At 61.1% G+C, this 24,609-nt stretch carries 17 protein-coding genes; 13 read left to right on the top strand and 4 right to left on the bottom strand.

Features of this window, described 5'->3' with window-relative positions:
- Positions 1-161 precede the first annotated feature (161 nt).
- Both BLU76_RS20940 and BLU76_RS20935 read right to left on the bottom strand, forming a co-directional pair.
- Entirely contained in the window at positions 162-875 is a 714-nt protein-coding gene (locus tag BLU76_RS20940; RefSeq protein WP_063321180.1) for a GntR family transcriptional regulator, read from the bottom strand.
- Between the two features lie 100 nt (positions 876-975).
- Complete coding sequence (locus BLU76_RS20935) at positions 976-2,007, bottom strand: Ldh family oxidoreductase (RefSeq protein ID WP_092224204.1); 1,032 nt, start codon at positions 2,005-2,007, stop codon at positions 976-978.
- Between the two features lie 234 nt (positions 2,008-2,241).
- On the opposite strand from BLU76_RS20935, the gene BLU76_RS20930 reads away from it, so the two are divergent.
- Both BLU76_RS20930 and BLU76_RS20925 read left to right on the top strand, forming a co-directional pair.
- A complete protein-coding gene (locus BLU76_RS20930; protein ID WP_092224202.1) occupies positions 2,242-7,074 on the top strand; it encodes a dermonecrotic toxin domain-containing protein in 4,833 nt (1,610 codons plus the stop codon).
- Positions 7,075-7,233: 159 nt separating this feature from the next.
- Positions 7,234-8,235, top strand: a complete 1,002-nt coding sequence (locus BLU76_RS20925; protein WP_072345955.1) for a FecR family protein — start codon at positions 7,234-7,236, stop codon at positions 8,233-8,235.
- A gap of 221 nt (positions 8,236-8,456) precedes the next feature.
- Here the strand turns inward: BLU76_RS20925 and BLU76_RS20920 are convergent, their stop codons facing one another.
- Complete coding sequence (locus tag BLU76_RS20920; RefSeq protein ID WP_092224199.1) at positions 8,457-10,805, bottom strand: bifunctional acylase PvdQ; 2,349 nt, start codon at positions 10,803-10,805, stop codon at positions 8,457-8,459.
- A 295-nt stretch (positions 10,806-11,100) separates the two neighbouring features.
- On the opposite strand from BLU76_RS20920, the gene BLU76_RS20915 reads away from it, so the two are divergent.
- On the top strand, positions 11,101-11,481 hold the full coding sequence (locus tag BLU76_RS20915) for a hypothetical protein (RefSeq protein ID WP_063321175.1): 381 nt from the start codon (positions 11,101-11,103) through the stop codon (positions 11,479-11,481).
- A 9-nt stretch (positions 11,482-11,490) separates the two neighbouring features.
- On the opposite strand, the gene BLU76_RS20910 is transcribed toward BLU76_RS20915, so the two are convergent.
- On the bottom strand, positions 11,491-11,679 hold the full coding sequence (locus BLU76_RS20910) for a hypothetical protein (protein ID WP_092224197.1): 189 nt from the start codon (positions 11,677-11,679) through the stop codon (positions 11,491-11,493).
- Between the two features lie 150 nt (positions 11,680-11,829).
- Between BLU76_RS20910 and BLU76_RS31585 the strand changes: the two genes are divergently transcribed.
- From BLU76_RS31585 to BLU76_RS20865, 10 genes are all read left to right on the top strand, one after another.
- Positions 11,830-11,967 carry a hypothetical protein gene (locus tag BLU76_RS31585; RefSeq protein WP_170862072.1) on the top strand — a complete coding sequence of 46 codons (138 nt, stop codon included), beginning with the start codon at positions 11,830-11,832 and terminating at the stop codon, positions 11,965-11,967.
- A gap of 227 nt (positions 11,968-12,194) precedes the next feature.
- The gene (locus BLU76_RS20905; protein WP_092143174.1) at positions 12,195-12,641 is read left to right on the top strand and encodes a DUF411 domain-containing protein; all 447 of its coding nucleotides are present in this window, start codon (positions 12,195-12,197) and stop codon (positions 12,639-12,641) included.
- Positions 12,641-13,075, top strand: coding sequence for a YqaA family protein (locus tag BLU76_RS20900; protein ID WP_092224195.1), 435 nt, complete (start codon positions 12,641-12,643; stop codon positions 13,073-13,075). Before BLU76_RS20905 ends, BLU76_RS20900 begins: the two co-directional genes overlap by 1 nt.
- A gap of 85 nt (positions 13,076-13,160) precedes the next feature.
- The gene (locus tag BLU76_RS20895) at positions 13,161-14,192 is read left to right on the top strand and encodes an alpha/beta fold hydrolase (protein WP_092224193.1); all 1,032 of its coding nucleotides are present in this window, start codon (positions 13,161-13,163) and stop codon (positions 14,190-14,192) included.
- Between the two features lie 11 nt (positions 14,193-14,203).
- Positions 14,204-15,166, top strand: a complete 963-nt coding sequence (locus tag BLU76_RS20890) for a D-2-hydroxyacid dehydrogenase family protein (RefSeq protein ID WP_092143166.1) — start codon at positions 14,204-14,206, stop codon at positions 15,164-15,166.
- A gap of 633 nt (positions 15,167-15,799) precedes the next feature.
- Positions 15,800-17,371 carry a glycogen synthase GlgA gene (gene glgA / locus BLU76_RS20885; RefSeq protein WP_092143163.1) on the top strand — a complete coding sequence of 524 codons (1,572 nt, stop codon included), beginning with the start codon at positions 15,800-15,802 and terminating at the stop codon, positions 17,369-17,371.
- Positions 17,372-17,378: 7 nt separating this feature from the next.
- Positions 17,379-19,181 carry a malto-oligosyltrehalose trehalohydrolase gene (gene treZ, locus BLU76_RS20880; RefSeq protein WP_092224191.1) on the top strand — a complete coding sequence of 601 codons (1,803 nt, stop codon included), beginning with the start codon at positions 17,379-17,381 and terminating at the stop codon, positions 19,179-19,181.
- Positions 19,178-21,256 carry a 4-alpha-glucanotransferase gene (gene malQ, locus BLU76_RS20875; RefSeq protein ID WP_092224189.1) on the top strand — a complete coding sequence of 693 codons (2,079 nt, stop codon included), beginning with the start codon at positions 19,178-19,180 and terminating at the stop codon, positions 21,254-21,256. Before treZ ends, malQ begins: the two co-directional genes overlap by 4 nt.
- Positions 21,253-24,039, top strand: a complete 2,787-nt coding sequence (locus BLU76_RS20870; RefSeq protein ID WP_092224187.1) for a malto-oligosyltrehalose synthase — start codon at positions 21,253-21,255, stop codon at positions 24,037-24,039. The genes malQ and BLU76_RS20870 overlap by 4 nt, the downstream gene beginning before the upstream one ends.
- A gap of 20 nt (positions 24,040-24,059) precedes the next feature.
- Positions 24,060-24,413, top strand: a complete 354-nt coding sequence (locus BLU76_RS20865; RefSeq protein WP_063321168.1) for a DUF2934 domain-containing protein — start codon at positions 24,060-24,062, stop codon at positions 24,411-24,413.
- Positions 24,414-24,609 lie beyond the last annotated feature (196 nt).

Below are 24,609 nucleotides of genomic sequence, written 5' to 3'. Positions count from 1 at the left end.
GCGAGGGAGCTTGCTCCCGCTCGGCTGCGCAGCACTCGCAAACCAGACAATGCGATTTACCTGAACGATATAGGGCCTGCTTCGCAGGCCAGCGGGAGCAAGCTCCCTCGCCACAGGGGGATGCGTGCTGGCTACACAAATACAGCAGTCATCCGGGCCGTTCACTCCGAACGCAGAATCACCGTCATCCGCTCGTCAGCCAGCGTAGAGCCGAACACTTCGGCGTAGCGCAGGGTCGCGTTGGCATGCTCGCGCATGATTGCCTCGGCGCGGCCGCTCTGGCGGTTGATCAAGGCGTCGAACACCGAATGGTGTTGCATATGGGCATAGTTGAAGCGGCGAAATTCGCCGGCCATGTTCTGGCGATCCACAGCCAGGGCGGTGACTGAGGCGAATGGCAGATGATCGTTGCGGGCCAGGGCATCGGCAATCGCCGGGTTGTGGCTGCCTTCGACGATCACCTGGTGAAAGCGCATGTTGAGGTCGTGATAGACCTCCAGGTCGTCCTCGGTCACATAGCCCTTGGCGAACAATTCATCGCCCTGCGCCAGGCATTGCTCGAGTATCGCACGGGCCTCTTCAGATAAACCGTGCTCGGCCGTCTGCCGTGCCGCCAGGCCCTCCAGCACGCCACGCACCTCCACGGCCCCGGCGATCTGTTCGGCACTGACCGAACGCACCTGGAAACCTCGTCCGCCGAAGCGCACCAGCAACCCTTCCTGCTCCAGGGTGCGGAACGCCATGCGCACCGGCATGCGCGAAACGCCGAACAACTCGGCCGTGGGTATTTCCATCAGACGCTCGCCAGCGGCCAACTCGCCCGAGGCGATCATCTTGCGCAGCGCAACCAGCACCGTTTGGCCGGGCTTACTCATCCAGGCGATTCCACAGAAAAGAAGCCGTCATAGTAGAAGGCTTGGCGCAGCGTGTCACGGCAAGGCAGTGGCAGCCAGGCTGGCCGCCACAGCGGATGGATCAAACCCCTGCCAACTCGCGCAACTGCGCCAGGGTCTGTTCGTCCAAGCTAATCCCATGCTCATTGGATTTGCTGCGTTCGCGATGGCGACGGTCTCCCGGCAAGCGCCGCAACCCGACGCCATGCATCTGCCTGACCAGTTCCTGGCTGCGCTCGGCAAAGTTTTGCCCGGCGGTCTTGCTCGGGTCGATCACGATCAACAACTGACCGGTCCACGGGGTCTTGGCACCCGGATGGTTGTGCCAGTCGAACTCGAAGGAAAAATTGCCGCCAGTCAGGGCTGCCGCCAGCAACTCGACCATCATCGACAGCGCCGAGCCCTTGTGCCCGCCAAAAGGCAAGAGCGCTCCCCCTTCGAGAATCGCCTTGGGGTCGCGGGTCGGCTGGCCGAGGCTGTCCACGCCCATTCCTGGTGGCAACAACTCGCCCTTGCGTGCAGCAATCTGTACGTCGCCGTGGGCAATGGCGCTGGTGGCGAGGTCGAAGACAATCGGCTCACCGTCAGCCCGTGGTGCGGCGAAGGCAATGGGGTTGGTGCCGAACAATGGGCGGTCCGCGCCATGGGGCACCACACACGTCATGCTGTTGACCACACTCAACGCCACCAGGCCTTCATAAGCGAACGGCTCGACATCCGGCCAGAGGGCGGCAAAGTGATGGGAGTTGCGAATGGCCAGGACGGCGATACCGGCACTGCGGGCCTTCGCCACCAGCAATGGACGCGCCGCGGCCAGGGCGGGCTGGGCAAACCCGTTGCAGGCGTCCACCGCGACAAACCCTGAAGCGACGTCCTCGACCATCGGCACGGCCTTGCCGTTGACCCACCCGCTGTCGAGTGTCGAGACATAACCGGGAATGCGAAACACCCCATGGCTGTGGGCGCCGTCGCGCTCGGCCCCGGCGCAGTTTTCAGCCAGGCACCGAGCGACTTCGGTCGACGTGCCATGACGCAGGAAAATTTTCTCCAGCAAGCTCACCAGAGCATCGAAAGACAAGGTGCAAGAAGCGGCATGATCGGATGGCACAGACATCTGAAGCTCCAGAATGATTGTTGGAGGTAGCAACAGCGTAAAGGGACCCGCCGGGGGATTAAACACCGGTTCAGGCGCGCACTGTCAATCCTTGTCCACGGCATCTGCCCGGCCTGGCAGGTCGAAAACCAGCATGCGGTAACTATGTACCACCTTGGCTCTTTCATCGTTGCCTAGTCTGGCGGCTTCCTCCACGTTCGCGCCGCTTTCAGGCGCCCCGATCGAGAAGCAACGATGCTCACTGAAACCACGCCACTTTTATTTCCCGAGGTATTGCACGCCCATCGCCTGGACGAATTGACCGCAACCCACGGACTGACGCAGGCAGACCTCGACTGGTTGCAGCACATCGCCCTGCCCGACCACACCCAGCGCGCAGCGCAGACACCCCCGATGTTCGCCGAAACCATTCTGTTTCAAGCCGATGAAAAACCGCCCATTGCACTGGCCGGCTGCTTTGTCCTCAGCACCTCGTCGAACAGCAGAAAAACCAGCACCCACCCGGCGTTCTTCTACACGCCAAGTGGCGGCATAAAAAAGTTCGACAACCTGGCATCCCTCGAAGCGCAGATTGACCAGATGCGCCGGGACACTGCGCAACGCGACGACCTGTTTCGTCTCTTGTCGATCTCCCAACGCAGCGAACTGAACAGCACCACCGACATCAGGCAGACCCGGCAACTCATCGAAGAGGATGTTTTCAAGACCCAGCTCGAATCCATCGAGCACGCCCAGGGCCTCAATGCCCTGGCCATGGTGAATGAACTGATCAAATTGCCCTCGTTAAGATCGATGCTTGACCAGGTATTGAACGAGGCGCTGCCAGACCTGGATCATCGACAGATCCGCGTGGCCTTCAGCAAGGGGGCTTACCCAGGAAATCCAAGGGCCATCCAGGTGACCGAAAGCATTCCACTGGGCGATGCCATCCTGGGCTATTTCCATCATCAGGGCTGGCCTGTCGGGCATGACATCGATCTGACTCACCCGGGTACGCCCGCATCGTCCTACAGCCCGCAGCGATGGGAAAACATCATAAAAGACATTGCCAGGAAACTGATTCCAACGCTTATCGGTTGCATTGATGCCTTTTGGGAGAACATGACGACCCACTTTTATATGTCTCGGCGCAAACTGCTTTCCCAAGTCATCCACGACAGACTCTGGGCAACCATCCTGGTCGAGCGGGAAAAAAGACAACTGACGGAGGAACAAAGTCGTGAACTGCTCCGATTGTTCAGGCCCTCCCGCCGGGACGAAACACTGCTGTTCATCGAAACGATTCGCCTCTGGGAATATGAGCCGCACTTTGTAGAACTTGCAGGCTCCTTGATGATCAGCGCCAAAGGCAACTATCTCTACACCCCCATGCAGGGTCTTCAGAAGATAGACAACCCTCCAGGTTTCAAGGCTGCGCTGTTCGGTCACCCCGCAAGCACCGCACAAAAGGAAGCGCTCTATAGCCTGCTGAGCCTGGAAGAGCGCAACCGTTTCCTGCGCTTTGACGAACCACAGATTTCGGGCAAGCCGCTGGATTTGCCAGTGTCCGAATCCCTGGCGAACGCCATCATCGAAAAACAGAAGAATAACTTTCATTACGCACTGGAAATGTCTCGCCAGGGCGATGTCGACATCCACGCGCTCATCGACAAGGCGTTGGATATACGCACCTTCATCAATAAAAGCCTGTTGGACCCGCCTACTGCCGGACACTGGGGGACTCATCCCGCTTTTCATGGAAGTCTGCGCCCGTCCAACTTCATGGCTGATCAGATGCAAAGAAAAGTCAAGAGCTACACCGATGTCGAAGCCGCTTTCGATAGCCTCTTTACCCGGTTGCCGACCTCCCACAACGTTTCGCTGCACAATGGGCTCAGGCAATTACTGGCTGAACTGACCAATGTTTTTTCCTTGGGGATACGGGCCGAGGCCGAACTCAGGGAACTTAACGCGAGCCTGCCGGCGATTGCCAATGACCTGATCAGAACGGTTTTTGCCTACGATTCAGAATACCCGGACCGTGCCCAACGGATCGGCGTCAGGGGCTTCCGGCCGGATGTCTATTCGTTGACGCTGGCCTGTAGCGAAGAAGACCGAACGGTTTATCTGCCCCTTGCCAACTGCTTTTTATTAACTGAGCGCGGAGGCCTCGATACCCCCTATTCGGGCATGGCCATCCTGTGGACGCCCGCCGATGGCTTGCAGGCGTTTTCGTCCGTAGATGTTGCGACCCAGCAATTGAATCGGCACCTGCTCGATTCCCGAAAACGCTTTGGTTTGCTCGCCAACCTCACCCCGGCCCAACGCCAACCTCATGGACGCTATCAACTCCAGGCATATGAACTGATCGAGGACAACGTGCTGGTGAATCGGATGAGTTCGTTCATCAAACACTTTGAGGCCGAGCATGCTTATCTGACCACCTTGAAAGCCGGAAGCTGGCAACTGACCGGCAAGGCTCTGTCGAGAAGCCTTCAGGCATTGCTGGACAAAGGCGCGCCGACCAATCTCAAGCGCGCCACCCACATTGCCCGGGCCAATAAGCAGCAACAGCAACTCCCCGCCTGGCTCGGTACGGCGGCACTTGACGATCAACGCCTGCACGTCGAGTTGCTTGAGCAATATAAAAACAGCGTGGTCGATGGCAAGGACTATCTGGACGGTATCGAGCCGCTGCGCACCTATGTGCGTAATAAATTGAAAGCACTGCTGAGCGCACGCTTCGCTGCAAACAACCTTGACCCCGACACCCTCCAGATCACACCAAACCTCGCCATAGTCGGACCGGCCAGTTCGCTAACCGACTTCGCCATGCATCACATCGAAGTGACCCGGGAGGGCTTCAAGGTTTCTTCAACGTCCACGCAGAAATTGCCGGACGGCCTGAACGAGATCACCGTCAGGCAGATGCTGTCCTCGTTGAACATCTCGACCGATTTTAAAAATCAGGTGGCGCAGAAACTGTCCGGCCCCACTGCGCAGGCCCGGCAAAGAAAAACGGCCTTCCGCCAACAAATGCCCTGGCAGTTGCTGCAATACGCTCACGCACGTTATCTGCAACAACACCTCTCCCCCTTGGCCTTTGATTTGATTCGCCAGGTGGTGGACATGCCCGATGCCGTCGCTCGCAAAGCCGTTGACGGTGCCAACGCGTTCATTCGCCCGCTGGAATTGATCAAGACCGGTGGTGCAGTGCCGGTCAAAGCGCAAGGGCTCTACTTGATCGGCTCGAGCGTCGATGCGACAAGTCCTCAGGTCCTGTATTCGCCCTACCACGAGGGGGAGCACTTCATCGAATTCAAGGATGAAGCGAGCGTCATTGCCGCATTCAATACGCCAGGGATACTTCAGAACCTGCTGATTCGCCGGCTTCCCGAGCACCAGCAGGCCACATTCAGGCACCTGTTCGCCGCCACCGTCGGGCAGCGATCGGAAATCACCCTGGCCTCGAACCCTATCCAGACCAACCTGTTCGACACATTGTTCGACGACAACGCAGCATTGTTATCGGACATGCTGAGCGCACAAACCAATGAAAAACGACAGTTTGACTGGGAAACGGTCCTGCACCTGTTCAGCTCCGGCATCAAGTCAGTGGGGAGGCAACTGTCGGGCAAACTGACTTTTATCGAAACGCTTTGGGAAAGCTACCAGGACTTCAAGGCTTCAGCCGAAGCGTTGCAGCAGCATGACTGGAAAACAGGCCTGCACAATTTTATCGCCGGCGCTGCCGAGATGGTGTCGCTGGGCCTGATGAATCGCGAGGATACATTCGGTCTTCTCGATCCCATTGAACCGCTTTCGCAAGGCGCTACGTTGGCCAATCGCTGGAAGGACATCGCTTCCACCGCCCGGATCCGAACCGACTTGAGCGTTTTCGAGGCCATGGGTATCAGCCTGTCGGACCTGCAACCAGACCTGATCGACGGCACCTACAAGGCACTGGAAAACGGCAGGCTTTATATCCCCCTTGCCGGCAAAGTCTTCCAAGTAGCGAAAGCCGGCCAAACCTGGCGAATCGTGCATGAGCACGCAGAGGGGCCGTTATTGAGAAAGTCGCCTGACGGCCGGACATGGGAACTCGATCCACAACGCCAGACCATACGCTTTGGCAAAGCCGGATCGAAAATGGCCGTCACCTACAGCGACTTCAAGGCCAAGGGCTCACTGAATATCGAAGCAAAGGGCATGGCTGAGATACGCAGGAAATATCCGCACCGTGCAAACGCCATTGTGCAGGCACTGGAGACCGCGAGGTTCTATTCATTCAACGCCCTTCACAACCTTGATCAATTCAAGCGACAACCACTTGCGGGCTCTCGGCTGGATAATTTCATGAGATTGTTTTTTGGGGTCGACAGCGTCGACGCTCGTCTTATCAGCAAGATAGAGACGGCGATCTCGCCCATATGCCGGGCATTGGCCGATCCATCCTGGGCGCAACAGAATGCCGACCGCATCGTGATCGGCAACCTCAAGCACCTGGAAGATCGAGCAACCGCCTTCGTACTCGAGCCGGCAGCCGTCGGCAGAATCTATATCACGCAGTTTTTCTTCGACATGGGCTTGGATTGGTACAAGGCCGTCGTACCCGAGTTCTTCAATGTCGATGCGCATGCCCAGGGAGCGACCCTCATCCACGAAATTTCCCATCAGTTGTTCAATACGTTCGACATCATCTACCTGGACGCCGCACTGCCATTTCTCGATTTGATTTCAACAGCGACTTACGCCGGAAAGTTGCGATACGACGAGCAAAGGGACCTGCAACTCAACGGGCTTTCATTGACCACACCAAAGTCAAAACTGTTCACGCAGTGGGACAGCACGGATAACACTTACAAGAAGCTGGAGCTGTTGCCTGGATACAGTCAAATCACCCGGGAAATCCTGAAGATTACTGGCGCCAGAACCATGGATAACGCTCGCGATGATTTTCTCGATTCGATTTTGCCGGACAAGCGCATCGACGTCATACTTCGCAACGCCGACTCGCTCACACTCTTGATCTGTGAATTGGGACGCCAACTCGACCCCACTCCACCACGGAAAACTACCGTGCCATGAACGGTTTGGGTGGTTGATCTTTTTTTCACGCAATGTATGCGACGGTAGGCGACAACGAGTGTTTGAGTAAAAAAACAGGCGATTGATGCGTAAACGCCATGACGGTTGTTCTCGGCAGCTCATGCCGAAGGTTAGAATGCGGCAAACCAGGAAGAGTCAATGACCGAACATCCCCTCTCGGAAGCCGAATACGACGCCATTACCGATGCCGCTGCCCATTGGTGCATGCGTTTGCATGCCGCCGATTGCACCCATGCCGAACGGCAGGCGTTCAAGCAATGGCACGATGCCGATCCCCTGCATGCTTTCGAATACGAAGCCATGCTGGAGATCTGGGCTGTTGCCGATCATCTGCCGCGTGTCGAGTCAACGCCGACGGCTCCAGCACGCCGCACCCAGTCGCGTTGGAGCCGGTTGGCGGTCGCCGCTGCGGTGTTAGTAGTGGGCACGCCCCTGGCTGCTTACACCGGCTGGAATCTGGGCTGGGTTGCCAATTCCTACCAGCGCTTCGAAGCGGGCGCCAGCGTACGTCATGTCACCCTGGGTGACGGCAGCCAGGTCGAACTCAACCTGGGCAGTGAGCTGGTATTTGCCAACTACAAAAACGAACGCCGGGTGACGCTGAAAAAGGGTGAGGCATTTTTTGACGTCAGCCATGACAAACAACACCCATTTGTCGTTCGGGCTGGCCAAGGCCAGGTGCGTGTGACCGGTACACGCTTCAACGTATGGATGTACCAGGACCAGGTACGGATCACGCTACTGGAGGGCTCGGTGAGGGTGACCAGCAACCAGGCACTCAGCCGTGACGGCCTGCCGCTTTTCCCGGGCATGCAGGCCAGCTACAAGGCGGGCGACCAACAACCGCAAGTTCGCGAGACAGATGCCAATGACAGTTCGCTGGCCTGGCGCAACGGCAAACTGGTGCTGGATAACCTTGCCCTGAGCGATGCACTGCCGCTGATCAACCGCTACCTCGACCGGCCTGTCATGTTGGCCGACAACAGCACCGGGGGCCTGCGTATCGGTGGTGTCTACAACATCAGCGAAGTGCAAAACCTGGTGCCTTCGCTGCCGAAAGTGCTGCCGGTCTACCTGACCCAGAACAAGGACGGCAACCCGGTCCTCAATTCCATCGGGCAACGACCAGCCACTCACTGACAGCTTTTCTCTGTGGGAGCCTAGCTTGCTCGCGATAGCCCGGGTCAGCTTGCCTCGACGTTGAATGCGCCGCCCTCATCGCGAGCAAGCTCGCTCCCACTGGGGATTTGTGTTGGCCGGGAAATCACAGGCTGGCACCGATCCTATGTGTGGAAGCGAGCTTGCTCGCGAAGGCGGTGGATCAGTCTACATTCAGTTTGAATGTGACCGCTCACCAGCGGCTATTGCGTCGCCACCCTGCCCGTCTCATCACGCTCGCGGATAATCAACGCTTGATAGTGCGGATCGGCCTTGATCTGCTGTTCAGTGAATGGCAGCACACTCCACTGCTTCTGCGAAAAGGCCTGGGTCTGGTCCGCCGAATATGGCGATGCCGGGTCGCTGGAGAGGGAGAATGCCAGCAGCCCCTGGGCCTGCGGACCGTTGCCGTCAAACGTCACCACTTGCAGATAACTGGTCCCGCTGACCACCTCCCGCTTGCCGTCCGCCCCGGGCACACTCTGGATCGCGTTGTAGATGCCCAGCTCCCCGGGACCGCCGTGAATCGGTGTCTGTCGGCTGCCGCTGCTGGCCACCTGGACGTCTTGCCATTGGCTGTCCTTCGACAAGCCGGCGACCTTCACCGTCTCCACCGAAGCCAGCATGGCATCGCGCACGGCCTTGAGTACCGCTGGCCGCTCAATCGCCAGGCCACGCGGTGTGTGTTGCGGGTCTTTGGGGTCGAACGCGACGCGCCATGAATCCGGCACCGCCTGCAAGCGGTCCATGATGTGCTGGAAATGCACGAACCCCAGGCCGCTATTCAGGCCGGCCTTGCGATCCCACGCCTTGAGGCTGGCACACGCCTCGACCAATGCCGAAGCATCGGCCCCCAGGTCACCGGCGCACACGCCGAGCAGGTCCGGCATCACTTGGTCAGCCAGGTAAACCTGATCGTCCATGACCATGCGCTGCAAATCCTCGATCTTCACCGGCCCGCTCTTGGCCAATTGGCTCATCCGGTCCAGCGCAAAACGCGCCCGCAGTCCCAGGGGCTGGCCTTGCTGACTGATCAATGGGGAGTAACCGGACAGCGGCTGCGCAGGGTTGACCATCCAAGCCGAATCGTTGGAGTTCTGCACGTAATCGCGGCGCAGCAACTGCGGAAGCCTGTCGGCGGCATAGGTGCCTTTTTGCACGGCTTTGGAATCGATGCCCCAGGCACACTCGCTGCGAGAGCCATCCAGCACGATCAGTCGCAACCCAGCCCGGGGATCGCTGCACCGGGCCAGTTTCTCGGCGTCGACGTTCGGCACCACCGACACGTTCATGTAAAGGCTTTGCCCCTGGTCATCCACCGCCAGGGTATTGACCCAGGGAATGCCCTGGATCTTATGGACGGCGTCCTGCAGATCCTTGAGCGTGACCGCCTTGTTCATGGCGTACCACTGCGCCAGCACGCGATCGTTTTCCAGGTTCGCATCCCGCAGGCTGTAGGCGAACCGGTTATCCCAGTCCAACCGGCCAGGCCACTGCACGATCGGGCCGAACTGCGAGCCATAGATCACTCGGGTGACCGTCTGCACCTGTCCATCAGGTTGCTTGTCGTCCACCGCGACCGTCTGCTGACTCATCGGCACAGACTTGCCGTCAAGCAGATAGCGGGTCGGGTCCTTAGGGTCGAGTTGCAGGCGGTATAGGGTGAAGTGTTTCGAGCTGTCGACGGTGTGGGTCCAGGCCAAGTGCTGGCTGAAACCGATATTGATCATCGGCAGGCCTGGCAGCGCCGCGCCCATGACGTCCAGCTTGCCGGGAATGGTCAGGTGCATCTGGTAGAAACGCATGCCGCCCAGCCACGGAAAATGTGGGTTCGCCAGCAACATCCCACGGCCGTTGAACGAGCGCTCGCTGCCGATGGCCAGCGCATTGCTGCCGCGCTCCAGGGCAAAACGCTGCTGCCGAGTGGCGGCGGCCGCGAAACCAGCGACCGGGGTGCCCGCGAGTGCGCTCGCCTGGGGCGGTTGCGCGCCGGCCAGGGCCTCGGCGAATTGACCAACGCCGCCTTCCACCAACAACCGACGGGTCAACTTGACCAGGTCCAGCGCCGTGATCGGCCGCACCCACTCGCTGGCACATTGTTCGGGCAGGCCTTTGGCCTTGCGCTCGACCAGCGCACGGTTGTAGCCCGCCACGTAGCCTTCGACCAGTTGTTGCACTTGAGGCGTCTGGGCCTGCCAGAAACCGGAAACCGCTTGTGGCGTGTTGAGCCAACTGAAGAACAGATCACTGACGCGGTTCTCCCGCTGCTCCACCGTCCTGCGCTCGGGCCCGAAATAGCGCGAGCGCTGGGCATTGACCGTGACAATTTCATTGGCCAGCAGGCACAGGTTGTCCTGGGCGTAGGCGTAGCCGATGCCATAACCCAGCCCGCGCTCATCCTGCGCCCGGATATGCGGTACGCCAAAACGGGTGCGACGGATCTCGGCACTGGCCTGCTGCCCATCGTCTTGCGCATTGACCACGGGGCTGAGCCCGAGGGCGATCCCCAGAAAAGCGCCTGCGAGGCCAATCCTCGATAACTGCCCGGACATTCTCACATTCACTCCTGATAAAACTTCAGAAACCAGGACGGCCACCGGTGCGACAGAAGACAAACACTCGACCCGCCTGGGAAATCACATGCCGCTTGCTGAACCGGAATGTGCCTCCCTTGAAAACGAACCGGATGAAAAAAAATTAATGGCTGGCAGCCTTTTGAATATGGGGGTTTGACGCAGCAAGGGCATTTTTTTCACATCATGGCCCTCATGATTGTGCGTCCTCGTTCGTCCTATTACAGGAGAGTATCCGTGACCTTTTCTGATCAGGCTGGTAAGGAGTTTTTGCATGCGTAACGCGCAACTGCCCATGGAGGGCAAGCCAAGGGCGACCGGCGTCTCGCTGAGCGCCCCCCACCGTGTATTCGACAGGCCGGCAGAGCGAGGCGGCAATGACCACATCAGACGCTTGCTCAAGAGCTTCGGGCTCAGGACCAGCCTGATTCGTCTCAAAGTCATCGACGCGCTGCTCAAGGCCGCCCAGGAAAACCGCAGCCTGGGCGTGCGCGGGGTGCACAGCCAGTTATTGGGGCTGGACATTCCATTGTCCTTTCTCAGCGTGCGTGAGGTGTTGAAGCGCCTGTGCAGCGAGGGCGTCGTCACCCTCAACCCGGATAAAAGCTACCGCCTGCACCCCAGTGCGATGGCCGTGCTCAAGGCCGAGGAATGAAGCCGGCGCTCAGGACTTGACCTTGCGCCGCATCACGCCGTTGACCACCACCACGATGACCGCCACGGCGATGGCGATGTATTGAAACAGCTGCTCGCTGATCATGCCCTTGCCCTGCATCCACGACAGCCCCAGCATGATTGCCAGGACGACGAGGACGATCAGAATCGAGTATTTCAAACGTTGTGAATGAGTCATTACCAATTTCCTGAATGTATCCGCTCTGTGTCCGAAGGCTTGCCAAGCCCATACCGTATTGCGGGAATGGCGGGCTGCCAACGGGGTCCCATGGTACAGCCGAAGGAGCGTATTCGCGCAACCGCGGCGGTTAATCATGAGGAATTATGTATGTTTCGCCGTATCAGCCTATTGCTTGCCTTGTTGTTCACCCTGACCCTGAGTGGCTGCCTGTTTTTCCCCCACGACCGCGGTCATGGGGATCGACCTGATCACCGTGGCGGCCCGGGCTTCGACATGCCCCGCTAACTGTCTTTTTGGCGTGGGAGCAAGCTCCCTCGCCAACCTTATGCAACACTGGTTTATCGCGCCTTGCCTTACCTGAAGCGGCGTCACCGCCATCACGAGCAAGCTCCCAAAGGACGTTATTCGCCCTTGCAACTGACAATTCTGTAATCCCCGCTTCAGCCCACCGTCAGCTCGCGCTCGCTACTCTGTTATCCTCCCTCCAAACCGTTCGACACGAGACCACCCCCATGGCCCATCCCCTGCACCTGCTCGCCTTGAGCGCCCTGTTCATGACCACCCTGGCCCAGGCCGCCGAACCAGTCACCATCGATGTACACCGCGATGCCAATTGCGGCTGCTGCAAAAAGTGGATCTCGCATCTGCAAGCAAACGGCTTCAAGGTCAACGACCATGTCGAAGCCGACATGAGTTCGGTCAAGCAGCGCCTGGGCGTGGCGCCGAACCTGCGTTCCTGCCACACCGCCGAGATCAACGGCAAATTCGTCGAAGGCCATGTCCCGGCCGACCAGGTACTGGCGCTGAGCAAGCGCGATGACCTGCTCGGTGTCGCCGCGCCGGGCATGCCCATGGGCTCGCCCGGCATGGAAATGGACGGTATGAGCGATGCCTACCAAGTCATCGGCTTGAAGAAAAACGGGACCCAAACCGTAGTGGCGGATTACCCGGCCCACTAATGGGCGAAACCTATATCGGCTTGTTCCTGGCGGCTTTCGGCGCGGCAACCTTGTTGCCGTTGCAATCGGAGGCGGTGTTGGTCGGCTTGTTGCTCAGCGAGCGCCATCTGGCCTGGCTGTTGCTGGCCGTTGCCACGCTCGGCAATGTCCTCGGCTCACTGGTGAACTGGTGGCTGGGCACGCGGCTGGAGCACTTCAAGAATCGGCGCTGGTTTCCGGTCAGCCCGGCCCACCTGGACAAGGCTCGCGTGCATTACCAACGCTTCGGCCACTGGTCACTGCTGCTCAGCTGGCTGCCGATCATCGGTGATCCGTTGACCTTGGTGGCCGGGGTGATGGGCGAACCGTGGCGGCGTTTCCTGCTGCTCGTGAGCCTTGCCAAGGGCCTGCGCTATGGCGTTCTCGCCCTGGCGACACTGGGATGGATGGACTGAACGTTCGGGCTGTTCGGTTGCCTGTGGTTAATGTCGCCATAATCGGGTCGCGCCAGGATCGGCGGCGGCCACAAGGAGATTGACCATGCCCCGTACCCCCGCGCGCTGGTTGCCCAGCCTGTTCCTCACCGCCGCCCTGCCCCTGTTCGCCCTGGCCGCCCCCCCACCCGAAGGCCCGGCCTACGGAGCGCAGTTGGAGGGCTTCGAATACCCCTACACCCTCAAGCGCTTCGCCTTCCAGTCCCAGGGCCAGTCGTTGCAGATGGGCTATATGGACGTGCCGGCCCAAGGCAAGGTCAATGGCCGCACAGTGGTACTGATGCACGGCAAGAATTTCTGCGCCGCCACCTGGGGCGATTCGATCAAGGTGCTCAGCGAAGCCGGCTACCGGGTCATCGCGGCGGACCAGGTCGGTTTCTGCACATCGAGTAAACCCGAGCATTACCAGTACAGCTTCCAGCAACTGGCGAGCAACACCCAGGCCTTGCTCAAGGCCCTCGGCGTACAGAAAGCCGTCATCCTCGGTCACTCCACCGGCGGCATGCTCGCCACCCGCTACGCCTTGCAGTTTCCCGACGAGGTCGAACGCCTGGCGATGGTCAACCCCATTGGCCTGGAAGACTGGAAAGCCTTGGGCGTACCCTATCGCACCGTGGACCAATGGTACGCGCGGGAGCTGAAAGTCAACGCCGAGGGTATTCGCAACTACGAGCGCACGACCTATTACGCAGGCCGCTGGAAACCTGAGTTCGAGCGCTGGGTAGACATGCTCGCCGGCTTGAACAAGGGCCCGGGTCATACGCAAGTGGCGTGGAACTCGGCGCTGATCTACGACATGATCTTCACCCAACCGGTCTATTACGAGTTCAAGGACTTGACGGTACCCACCCTGCTGCTGATCGGCACCTCGGACACCACCGCCATCGGCAGCGATATCGCGCCGCCGGCGGTCAAGGCCAAGCTGGGCCACTACGAGGTATTGGGCAAGCAAGCCGCCCGGCTGATTCCCAGCTCGACACTGGTGGAGTTCCCCAATCTGGGGCATGCCCCGCAGATGGAAGAGCCGGATCGGTTCCACAAGGCCCTGTTGAGCTGGCTGGACAAACCCATTCCCTGACGAGGTGTTCCATGGCGGTGCAAATAGCAGTCATAGACGATTGGCAAGATGTGGCACGTGACGTCGTGGACTGGTCGGTGCTGGACAGCGTCGGCCAGGTGACGTTTCTCCATGACTATCCCGCTGACCGCGACACCCTCGCCGAGCGCTTGCAGCGCTTCGAGGTGATCTGCGTGATGCGTGAACGCACATTGTTCGACGAAGGCCTGCTGCGTCGCTTGCCCAATCTGAAACTGTTGCTCACGGGCGGCATGCGCAATGCCGCCCTGGACCTGAAGGCTGCCGCTGAGCTGGGTATCCAGGTATGCGGCACCGACAGCTACAAGCACGCCACGCCTGAATTGACCTGGGCGCTGATCATGGCCCTGACCCGCAACCTGATGCAGGAAGCCAACGCCCTGCGCGCCGGCCTGTGGCAGCAAGGCTTGGGCGGCGACCTGCACGGCAAGACGCTGGCGATCCTCGGCCTGGGCAGCATCGGTACGCGGGTGGCGCAGTTTGGCCAGGTGTTTGGCATGCGGGTCATCGCCTGGAGCCAGAACCTCAGCGCCGAGCGCGCCGCCGAAGTGGGCGTGACGTATGTGAGCAAACAGGCATTGTTCGAGCAGGCCGATATTCTTTCGATCCACCTGGTGCTCGGCGAACGCACCCGCGGCCTGGTGGATGCCCAGGCCCTGGCCTGGATGAAACCCGAGGCGCTGCTGGTCAACACCTCCCGCGGGCCGATCGTCGATGAAACCGCCCTGATCAACGCGCTGCAGCACAAGCGCCTGGCCGGCGCCGCCCTGGACGTATTCGCCCAGGAACCTTTGCCCGCAGCCCATCCGTTCCGAACCCTGGATAACGTACTGGCCACGCCGCATGTGGGCTATGTCAGCCGACAGAATTACCAGCGGTTCTATTCGCTGATGATCGAAGACCTGCTGGCCTGGGCGGCGGGCCAGCCGATCCGGTTACTGACGCCAGCAGGCTGAACCTAGAGCATCAACACACCTTCCCTTGTGGGAGCGAGCTTGCTCGCGATAGCGGCGGATCAGTTGCAAGGTCGGTGACTGGCACATCGCTATCGCGAGCAAGCTCGCTCCCACAGGAGACATCGTGTTTTATTGGCCATTAAAACGCCTCTATACCACCCGCCCTCCAATGGTGCGCCGCGCCATTCCATCGCGCACGCCGATGAAACAACGCCGTTCCCATACACCCCTCTGGTTTCAGAAAACTGCACTTCGTCGGTGCGTATCCCCCTTTGTCATGTAAGAGATTGCCGACAAAAACCGTGATTGTCGGACAATGCGACGAACCGAGCCGCACCGCTCTACGTTCTGACCTAGACTGCCTAACCGGGGGGAAAACCAACCGGTCATCCAGACGAAAAAAAGTCGAAACTTTTCGCAACGGCGACAGGTCAGGTTAGAGGTAGGGCAACCGCGACTGGTGCAGTCCTTGCACTAGTCATTGCAACAGCTCCTTCAGCTGATTCGCTTCGCCGCATTGGGTAGCCGTTCGCTTTCCTTGCGTAGCGCTTGTGCGCCTGGCCGCAGGATTTGGCCAATGAAACAACAGCTCTGGCGCTTGCCGGAAACAGATCGAGAAAATGGGAGATATTTATGATCAGTGCTGCCTTGGAACCACAACAAGTTCGTTCTCAATTACCGCCCGCGGCCGAATCGCCAACGGCACCGGTGCTGGCCACCGGCGGCAAGGCACTGCTCCCCGTCGTTCGACAGAATCCCAACCGCAAGAAAGTATTATTCGTTACCTCGGAAATCGCCGACCTGGTAAAGACCGGCGGCCTGGGCGACGTCTCCTCCGCACTGCCCCGGGCCATGGCCGGGCTGCATGATGTCCGGGTGCTGATCCCCGGTTATCCGCAAGTGATGAACAGCGGCAATCCGATCCACATCATCGGCGAACTGGGCGGTCACGCAGCACTGCCGCCCTGCAAGATCGGGCGCATGGACATGGCCGACGGCCTGGTGATCTACGTCCTGATCTGCCCGGAACTCTTTGCCCGCGAAGGCTCTCCCTACGGAGCCAACAACGGTCGCGACTGGCCCGACAACCACATTCGCTTCGCTCGCCTGGGCCTGGCCGCGGCCGACATCGCCGCCAACCTCGCGCAGATCCATTGGTGCCCGGACCTGGTCCACGCCCACGACTGGCCAGCCGGGCTGGCGCCGGCCTATATGCACTGGCGCGGGCAACGCACCCCGACCCTGTTTACCATTCACAACCTGGCCTACCAGGGCGTCGTCAGCCTGGCGTCCTGCCCGGAACTGGGCATCCCCGAGCACGCCCTGCAACAGGAAGGCATGGAGTTCTACGGCAAACTGTCGTTTCTCAAGGCCGGGATGGCGTACTCCAGCCATATCACCACCGTCAGTGCCACCTACGCCCAGGAGATCACCACCCCGGCGTTTGGCTGCGGGCTCGACGGCTTCCTCGCTGCCAAGACCCAACAAGGCTTGCTCAGCGGCATTCCCAACGGTATCGATGAAAGCTGGGACTCGGCCACCGACACCCACCTGTTCCGTCAGTTCGCCATGGGCGACTGGGAAGGCAAGGCGGTCAACGCGTCCCATGTGCGCGAACTCTTTGGCCTCGACGACTCCACTGGCCCGCTGTTCGCCGTGGTTTCGCGCCTGGTCTACCAGAAAGGCCTGGACCTGACCGAAGCGGTCGCCGAGTTCATCGTCGAGTCCGGCGGCCAGATCGCCATCATCGGCCGTGGCGAACCGGAGGAAGAACAGGCCATGCGTGAACTGGCCCTGCGTTTCCCCGGACGCATCGGTGTGCGTATCGGCTTCAACGAAACCGATGCGCGGCGGATGTTCGCCGGCAGCGACTTCCTGCTCATGCCGTCGCGCTACGAGCCCTGCGGCTTGAGCCAGATGTACGCCCAGCGCTTCGGCTCGCTGCCGGTGGCGCGCAATACCGGAGGGTTGGCGGACACCATCGAAGATGGCATCACCGGTTTCCTGTTCGATGAGTCCACCGCGGAAAGCTACAAACAGGCCTTGAGCCGGGCCTTCAAGGTCTTCGAATTCCCCGACCTGCTCAACGCCATGCGCTGCCGGGCCATGTCGGCGCCGTTCAACTGGTGCAAGGCCGTGGAACCCTATGCCGAACTCTACGAACAGCTGGTGGCTAAGTCACTGGGAAAATCGGCCAGACAATGAGGTAACAATGACGTCAAGGACGCCTGAGACATGGACCCACGGGGCGGTCATGCTGGATGAAGAGCACACCCGCTTCGCCCTCTGGGCCCCGGATGCATTTTTTGTCAGTGTCGAGCTCGACACTGGAGATTCAATACCGCTACTGCCCCAAGCCGACGGCTGGTTCATGATCCAGACCCGTTGCCCCGCCGGCACCCGCTACCGCTACAACATCGATGGCGAGCTGGAGGTGCCGGACCCGGCCTCGCGCGCCCAGGCCGGCGACATCGACCGCCACAGCGTGGTGGTCGACCCGCATGCCTACTCATGGCGACACACCCAATGGTCCGGTCGCCCCTGGCACGAAGCCGTCATCTACGAATTGCACGTGGGCGCCCTGGGTGGTTTCGACGGCGTCGAACAGCATCTGGCACGCCTGGCCGGGCTGGGCATCACCGCCATCGAGCTGATGCCGTTGGCGCAGTTTCCCGGTGATCGCAACTGGGGCTACGACGGCGTCCTGCCCTACGCGCCCCAGGCCTCCTACGGCACGCCCGAACAGCTCAAGCATCTGATCGACAGCGCCCACGGCCATGGGCTGTCCGTCATCCTGGATGTGGTCTACAACCACTTCGGCCCCGACGGCAACTACCTGCACCGCTATGCCAAGGGCTTCTTCCGTGAAGACAAGCACACGCCCTGGGGCGCGGCGATTGATTTCCGCCGCCGCGAAGTGCGGGACTTCTTCATCGACAATGCGCTCATGTGGCTGCTGGAGTACCGTTTCGACGGCCTGCGCCTGGACGCGATACACGCCATTGAAGACCCGGACTTTCTCCAGGAACTGGCGACCCGGGTGCGCGAGCAGGTGGACCCGATCCGGCATGTCTGGCTGACCGTGGAAAACGAACACAACCAGGCCCACCTGCTGGAGCATGTCTACGACGCCCAGTGGAACGACGACGGACACAATGCCCTGCACGTGCTGCTGACTGGTGAGACCGACGCCTACTACGCCGACTATGCCGAGCAGCCGACCGAACAACTGGCACGTTGCCTGAGCCAGGGCTTCGTCTTCCAAGGCCATCTCAATCGCCATGGCGAAGCCCGGGGCGAGCCCAGCGGCCACTTGCCGCCGAGCGCGTTCGTGCTGTTCCTGCAGAACCATGACCAGATCGGCAACCGTGCCTTGGGCGAACGCCTGCATCAACTCGCCGCGCCCCAGGCCCTGCAAGCAGCGACAGTCTTGTTGCTGTTATCACCGATGATCCCGCTGCTGTTCATGGGCGACGAGGTGGCGGCCGAACAACCGTTCTTGTTCTTTACCAGCCACCACGGCGAGCTGGCAGAGCGGGTGCGCGAAGGCCGACGCAACGAGTTCAAGGCCTTCACCGCCTTTGCCGATCCACAGAAGCGCGAACGCATTCCCGACCCCAACGCCGCCAGCACCTTCGAGGCGTCACGCCCAAGCCTGGAATCGCAAGGCCCGGAGCAACAGGCCAACGAGGCGCTGTATCGGCAACTGCTGAAAATCCGCCGTGAAGAGATCGTCCCGCGCCTGCCCGGTGCCCAGGCCCTGGGGACCGATGTGCTGGGCCATGGCGCCATCAGCGCACGCTGGCGGTTGGGCGATGGCAGCGTGTTGCGCATCGACTTCAACCTCGGCGATCAGCCCGTCGAACACAATGCCCCGGAAGAGGCACGCATTCTTTTCGAACATCCGCAGCAGGTCATGGGTCTGTTGCAACAGGGCGTCCTTGCGCCCTACAGCGCGCTGGTCAGTCTGACGCAGGCGACAACCTTGCCCAACATCACTGGAGAGCGCCTATGAGCGATGCGCAACTGGAAATCCTCGCCAGCCGAGCGGGCCTGGCGGTGGATTGGATCGATGCCAATGGCCGGGCCCAGAAAGTCTCGCCGGCGGTCTTGCGTTCGATCCTCAGCGGCCTGGGCCATCCGGCCGGCAGCGCCCAGGAAATCGACGCCAGCCTGCTGCAGTTGCAGGAAGCTCAACAGAACCATCAATTGCCACCGCTGATCACCGCCGACGTCGGGGTCAGCCTGGACTTGAGCCGCTACTTCGAGGCCGGGACACCCTGCGAAATCAAACTCGAAGAGGGTGCGACACTGAATTTGAACCTCGATGCCGATGCCAAGCTGCCGGGGATGGTCCCGGTGGGTTATCAGCATGTCAGCATCCAGGACCAGCATTTCACCCTGGCCGTCGCGCCGGCCCGCTGCTACAGCGTGGCCGATGCAGTGGACGACCCGACGCCCCGGGCCTGGGGCCTGAGCGCGCAACTGTATGCCCTGCGCCGCCCCGGTGACGGTGGCTTCGGTGACACCCAGGCCTTGGAGGAGCTGGCGCGGGTGGCCGGCGAGCGCGGCGCCGAGGCCATTGCCATCAGCCCGATGCACGCGATGTTCAGCAGCGACACCGGGCGCTACAGCCCCTACTCACCGTCGAGCCGACTGTTTTTCAACAGCCTTTACGCCGCGCCGGGCACCATCCTCGGTGAACGCGCGCTGCGCACCGCCATCGACGCCACTGGCTTGACCAATCAACTGCGCACCCTGGAAGAGCAGCCGCTGATCGACTGGCCGGTCGCCGCCCAGGCCAAACAGAAAATCCTGCGTGCCCTGTACGACGGTTTCAGCCAGGGTGAGCATCCGTTGCATGAGGACTTCAGCAGTTTCCGCCACACCAGCGGCGAAGCCCTGGAAAACCATTGCCGCTTCGAGGCCTTGCAGGCCGAACGCGCCGCCCGGGGGGAAAGCCTCGACTGGCGCCACTGGCCAGAAGAATGGCGCGACCCGCGCAGCCCCGCCCTGGCCCATTTCGCCGAGGAAAATGCCGATGAGATCGGCTTCTACGCTTTTTGCCAATGGTTGATCGCCCGCTGCCTGGAGCGCGCCCAGAGCGCAGCCCGATCCAGCGGCATGGGCATCGGTCTGATCGCCGACCTGGCGGTGGGTGCCGATGGCGGTGGCAGCCAGGCCTGGAGCCGGCAGGACGAACTGCTCGCCTCGCTGACTGTGGGCGCCCCGCCGGACATTCTCAACCGCTCCGGCCAAGGTTGGGGCATCTCGGCGTTTTCCCCGGAAGGCCTGGTGCGCAACGGCTTTCGCGCCTTCATTGAAATGCTGCGGGCCAACCTTGCCCATGCCGGAGGCTTGCGCATCGATCATGTCATGGGCTTGCAACGACTGTGGGTGATCCCTAACGACGCTCCACCTTGCGATGGCGCCTACCTGTATTACCCGGTAGACGACCTGCTGCGTCTATTGGCACTGGAATCCCATCGTCATCAGGCTATCGTGCTCGGCGAAGACCTCGGTACCGTGCCCGATGGCCTGCGGGACAAGCTCAGCGCCCGCTCGATCCTGGGCATGCGCGTGCTGTTGTTCGAACAGGACAACACCCACTTCAAGCCAATTCTCGACTGGCCGGACAATGCCCTGGCCACCACCAGCACCCATGACTTGCCGACGCTCAATGGCTGGTGGCACGGTCACGACATCGACTGGAACGCCCGGCTCGACCTGATCGATTCCCACACCGAAATGGACTGGCGCAAACACCGCGAGCGCGAACGCGAAGGCCTGCGCCACGTGCTGAACCAGGACCCGCAGAACTTTCGCGAAGAACACCGCGAGACCGACCAGGTGCTCGATGCCAGCGTGCGCTTCCTCGGTCACACCCGCGCACCGCTGGTGTTGTTGCCGCTCGAAGACGCCCTGGGGATCGAGGAGCAGGCCAACCTGCCGGGCACCATCGACACCCACCCCAATTGGCGCCGCCGCCTGTCCGGGCAAAGCCAGGCGTTGCTGGATCACCCGGACGCTGCCCGGCGTCTGGAAATACTCGCCTGTGCCAGGCTTCAGGCGAACGAGCGTGACCGATGAAACAGACGTTGATCCAACCCCTGCGGGCAACATTGCGCCTGCAGTTTCATAAAGGCTTTACCCTGGACGACGCCATCCCCCAGGTGCCGTACTTCGCCTCGCTGGGCATCAGCCACCTGTATGCCTCGCCGCTGCTCAAGGCGCGTGCCGGGTCCATGCACGGCTACGACGTCGTCGACCCGACCCTGGTCAACCCTGAACTGGGTGGCGAAGCCGCGCTCAAGCGCCTGGTCGCGACCTTGCGCGAACATCGTATGGGGCTGATCCTCGACATCGTGTCCAATCACATGGCCGTCGGCGGCAACGACAACCCCTGGTGGCTGGACTTGCTGGAATGGGGTCGCCTGAGCCCCTACGGTGAGTTCTTCGACATCCAGTGGCATTCCCCCGATCCACTGATGGAAGGCCAATTGCTGCTGCCGTTCTTGGGCAGCGACTACGGCGTAGCGTTGCAGGAAGGCACCTTGCAATTGCACTTCGATGCCAGCCAAGGCAGCTTCTACGTCGAGCACTACGAACACCGCTTCCCGATTTGCCCGATGCACTACGGCGAGCTGCTCAAACCCAGCGAAACCCTGCCCGCCGAGCAAACCGAATCGCTCAAGGCCCTGGCCGAGCGCTTCACCACGCTGAATTACCAGACCGATGCCCATACCCTCGCCCGCCCGTTGCAAAAAGAATTGCAGGACCTGGCGGCGCAAGCGGGCATCCTCGCCGCCATCAAGGACAACCTAGACGGCTACGACTCCACTCAACCCGAAGGCTTCGAGCGCCTGCACCAACTGCTCGAACGCCAGAGCTACCGGCTCGCCAGCTGGCGCACGGCGGCGGACGACATCAATTGGCGGCGCTTTTTCGATGTCAACGAGCTGGGTGGGCTGCGGGTCGAGCGTCCGGCGGTATTCGAGGCGACCCATGCCAAGATTTTCCAATTGATCGGCGAAGGCCTGGTGGACGGCCTGCGGATCGATCACATCGACGGCCTTGCCGACCCTCGCGGTTACTGTCGCAAATTGCGCAGACGCGTCGATTCGCTGTCGCCGACCCGACACCTGCCGATTTTCGTCGAGAAGATCCTCGGCGATGGCGAGACGTTGCGGCAGGACTGGAACATCGACGGCAGCACCGGCTATGAGTTCATGAACCAGGTCTCGCTGCTGCAGCATGACCCGGCCGGTGCCGCCCCCCTCGCCGAATTCTGGAGCCAGCACAGTGAACGGCCAGCGCACTTCATCGAAGAAGCCCGCCTGGCTCGCCAGCAGATTCTCAATGGCTCCCTGGCCGGGGATTTCGAAAGCGTTGCCCAGGCCCTCCTGCAAGTGGCTCGGGACGATGTGATGACCCGCGACCTGACCCTGGGTGCGATTCGGCGGGCCTTGCAGGAACTGATCGTGCATTTCCCGGTGTATCGCACCTACATCACGCCCCTGGGGCGCTCGGCCGAAGACGAGGTGTTCTTCAACCAGGCCCTGGAAGGCGCCCGGCAAACCCTGAGCGAAGCTGACTGGCCGGTGATCGATTGCCTGGCCGGCTGGCTCGGTGGGATGCCCTGGCGGCAACGTCCGCGCGGCAACCAGCGTAAACGCTTGCGCCATGCCTGCGTGCGTTTCCAGCAACTGACCTCGCCGGCCGCCGCCAAAGCGGTGGAGGACACCGCCCTCTATCGCTCGGCGGTGCTGTTGTCACGCAATGACGTGGGCTATGACACCGAGCGCTTCAGCGCCCCGCCTCAGGTGTTCCACCACGCCTGCCTCGATCGACTCGAACATTTCCCCGACAACCTGATCACCACCGCCACCCACGACCACAAGCGCGGCGAAGACACCCGCGCCAGGCTGGCCGTGCTCAGCGAACGCGCCGATTGGTACACCGCCTGCGTGGAGCAATGGCGCATCCTCTCGCCTTCGCTGCACAGTGACCCGGCGGCGCCCTCGGCCGGGGATGAACTGATTCTGTACCAGGCCCTGCTCGGCAGTTGGCCGTTGGACCTCGACCTCCAGGACCACAAAGCCCTGGCCGCCTACAACGAGCGCCTGTGGCAATGGCAACGCAAGGCCCTGCGCGAAGCCAAGCTGCAAAGCAGCTGGGCGGCGGTCAACGACGCTTATGAGCAAGCCACCCAGATGTTCCTCGAACGGTTACTGCTGGGCGATGAGGGGTTGCCCTTGCGCAGCGCCATCGCCGAGGCGGTCCAGGCCATCGCCCCGGCGGGCGCCCTCAACAGTCTGGCGCAAACTTTGCTGCGCATGACCGTACCCGGCGTACCGGACCTGTACCAAGGCAACGAGTTCTGGGATTTCAGCCTGGTGGACCCGGATAACCGCCGTCCGGTGGATTTCCAGGCACGCCGCGAGGCGTTAGGGGCCGACAGCACGCCAGCCGCGTTGATTCGCGATTGGCGTGACGGCCGGATCAAACAGGCATTGATCGCCAGGACACTGGCCGTGCGAGCCGAGTATCCGCTGCTATGGCGCCAGGGTCGCTACCAGCCGCTGGAAGTGCTCGGCGAGCAAGCGGAGCGAGTATTGGCCTTCATGCGTGAAGACTCGCAACAACGGGCGATCATTGTTGTACCTGTCCATGCGGCGCCGTTGCTGGAAAACAGTGCCACGCCGCTGGTGGCTGCGTCGGATTGGGGCGATACCCGTGTGTCGTTACCGTTCGCCGCCGGGGATGAAAAACTGAAGGGACTTTTTTCAAGCGCAACAGTCACACCCCAAAGGGAGCTGCTGATCAGCACCGCTCTGGGGAATTTCCCGGTCAATGTCTTTATCCAACCTTGAGTTGAATCAGGAGCACTGCGATGAGTACCGACGATAAACGCATTCGCGAATTCGCCTATCAGATCTGGGAGTCCGAGGGTAAGCCCGCCGGGCAGGAGAAACGCCACTGGGAGATGGCGCGCAAACTGGCCGAAGCCGAAGCGCTGGCGCCGAGCAAGCCACCCAAGGCGGCGAGCAAACCAGCGGCCAGCAAAACCGATGGCGCCAAGCCTGCTGCCGCCAAGAGCGCCACGGCCAAGACTGCCGCAAAAAACACGTCCCCCAAGGCCAAGCCTGCGGCCAAACCCTCCGCAGCGACTGCAGCAGTAGTGCCACCCGCCAACAAAACAGCGGACAAGAAGCCCCGGGCACCGCGCAAGCCGCCGGCTGTTTGATTGATCCTATCGGTCTCCTCGTCAGATGGGAGCAACGCCTGCTCGCGAAACAGGCGCGTCGATTTCAGCAGGCGCGCATCGCTTCATCGCGGGCAAGCCTTGCTCCCACAGAGAAACAACTGTTGTCCCGCATAGCGGGGACAAATCCCCTCGTCACAGGTGAAGGGTGGAGCCACCCACCCCAAGTGAATCGCAT

The organism is Pseudomonas sp. NFACC08-1 (genome assembly GCF_900106735.1).
Taxonomy (GTDB): Bacteria; Pseudomonadota; Gammaproteobacteria; order Pseudomonadales; family Pseudomonadaceae; genus Aquipseudomonas; species Aquipseudomonas fluorescens_Q.
This window is presented reverse-complemented; position numbering and strand designations above follow the sequence as displayed.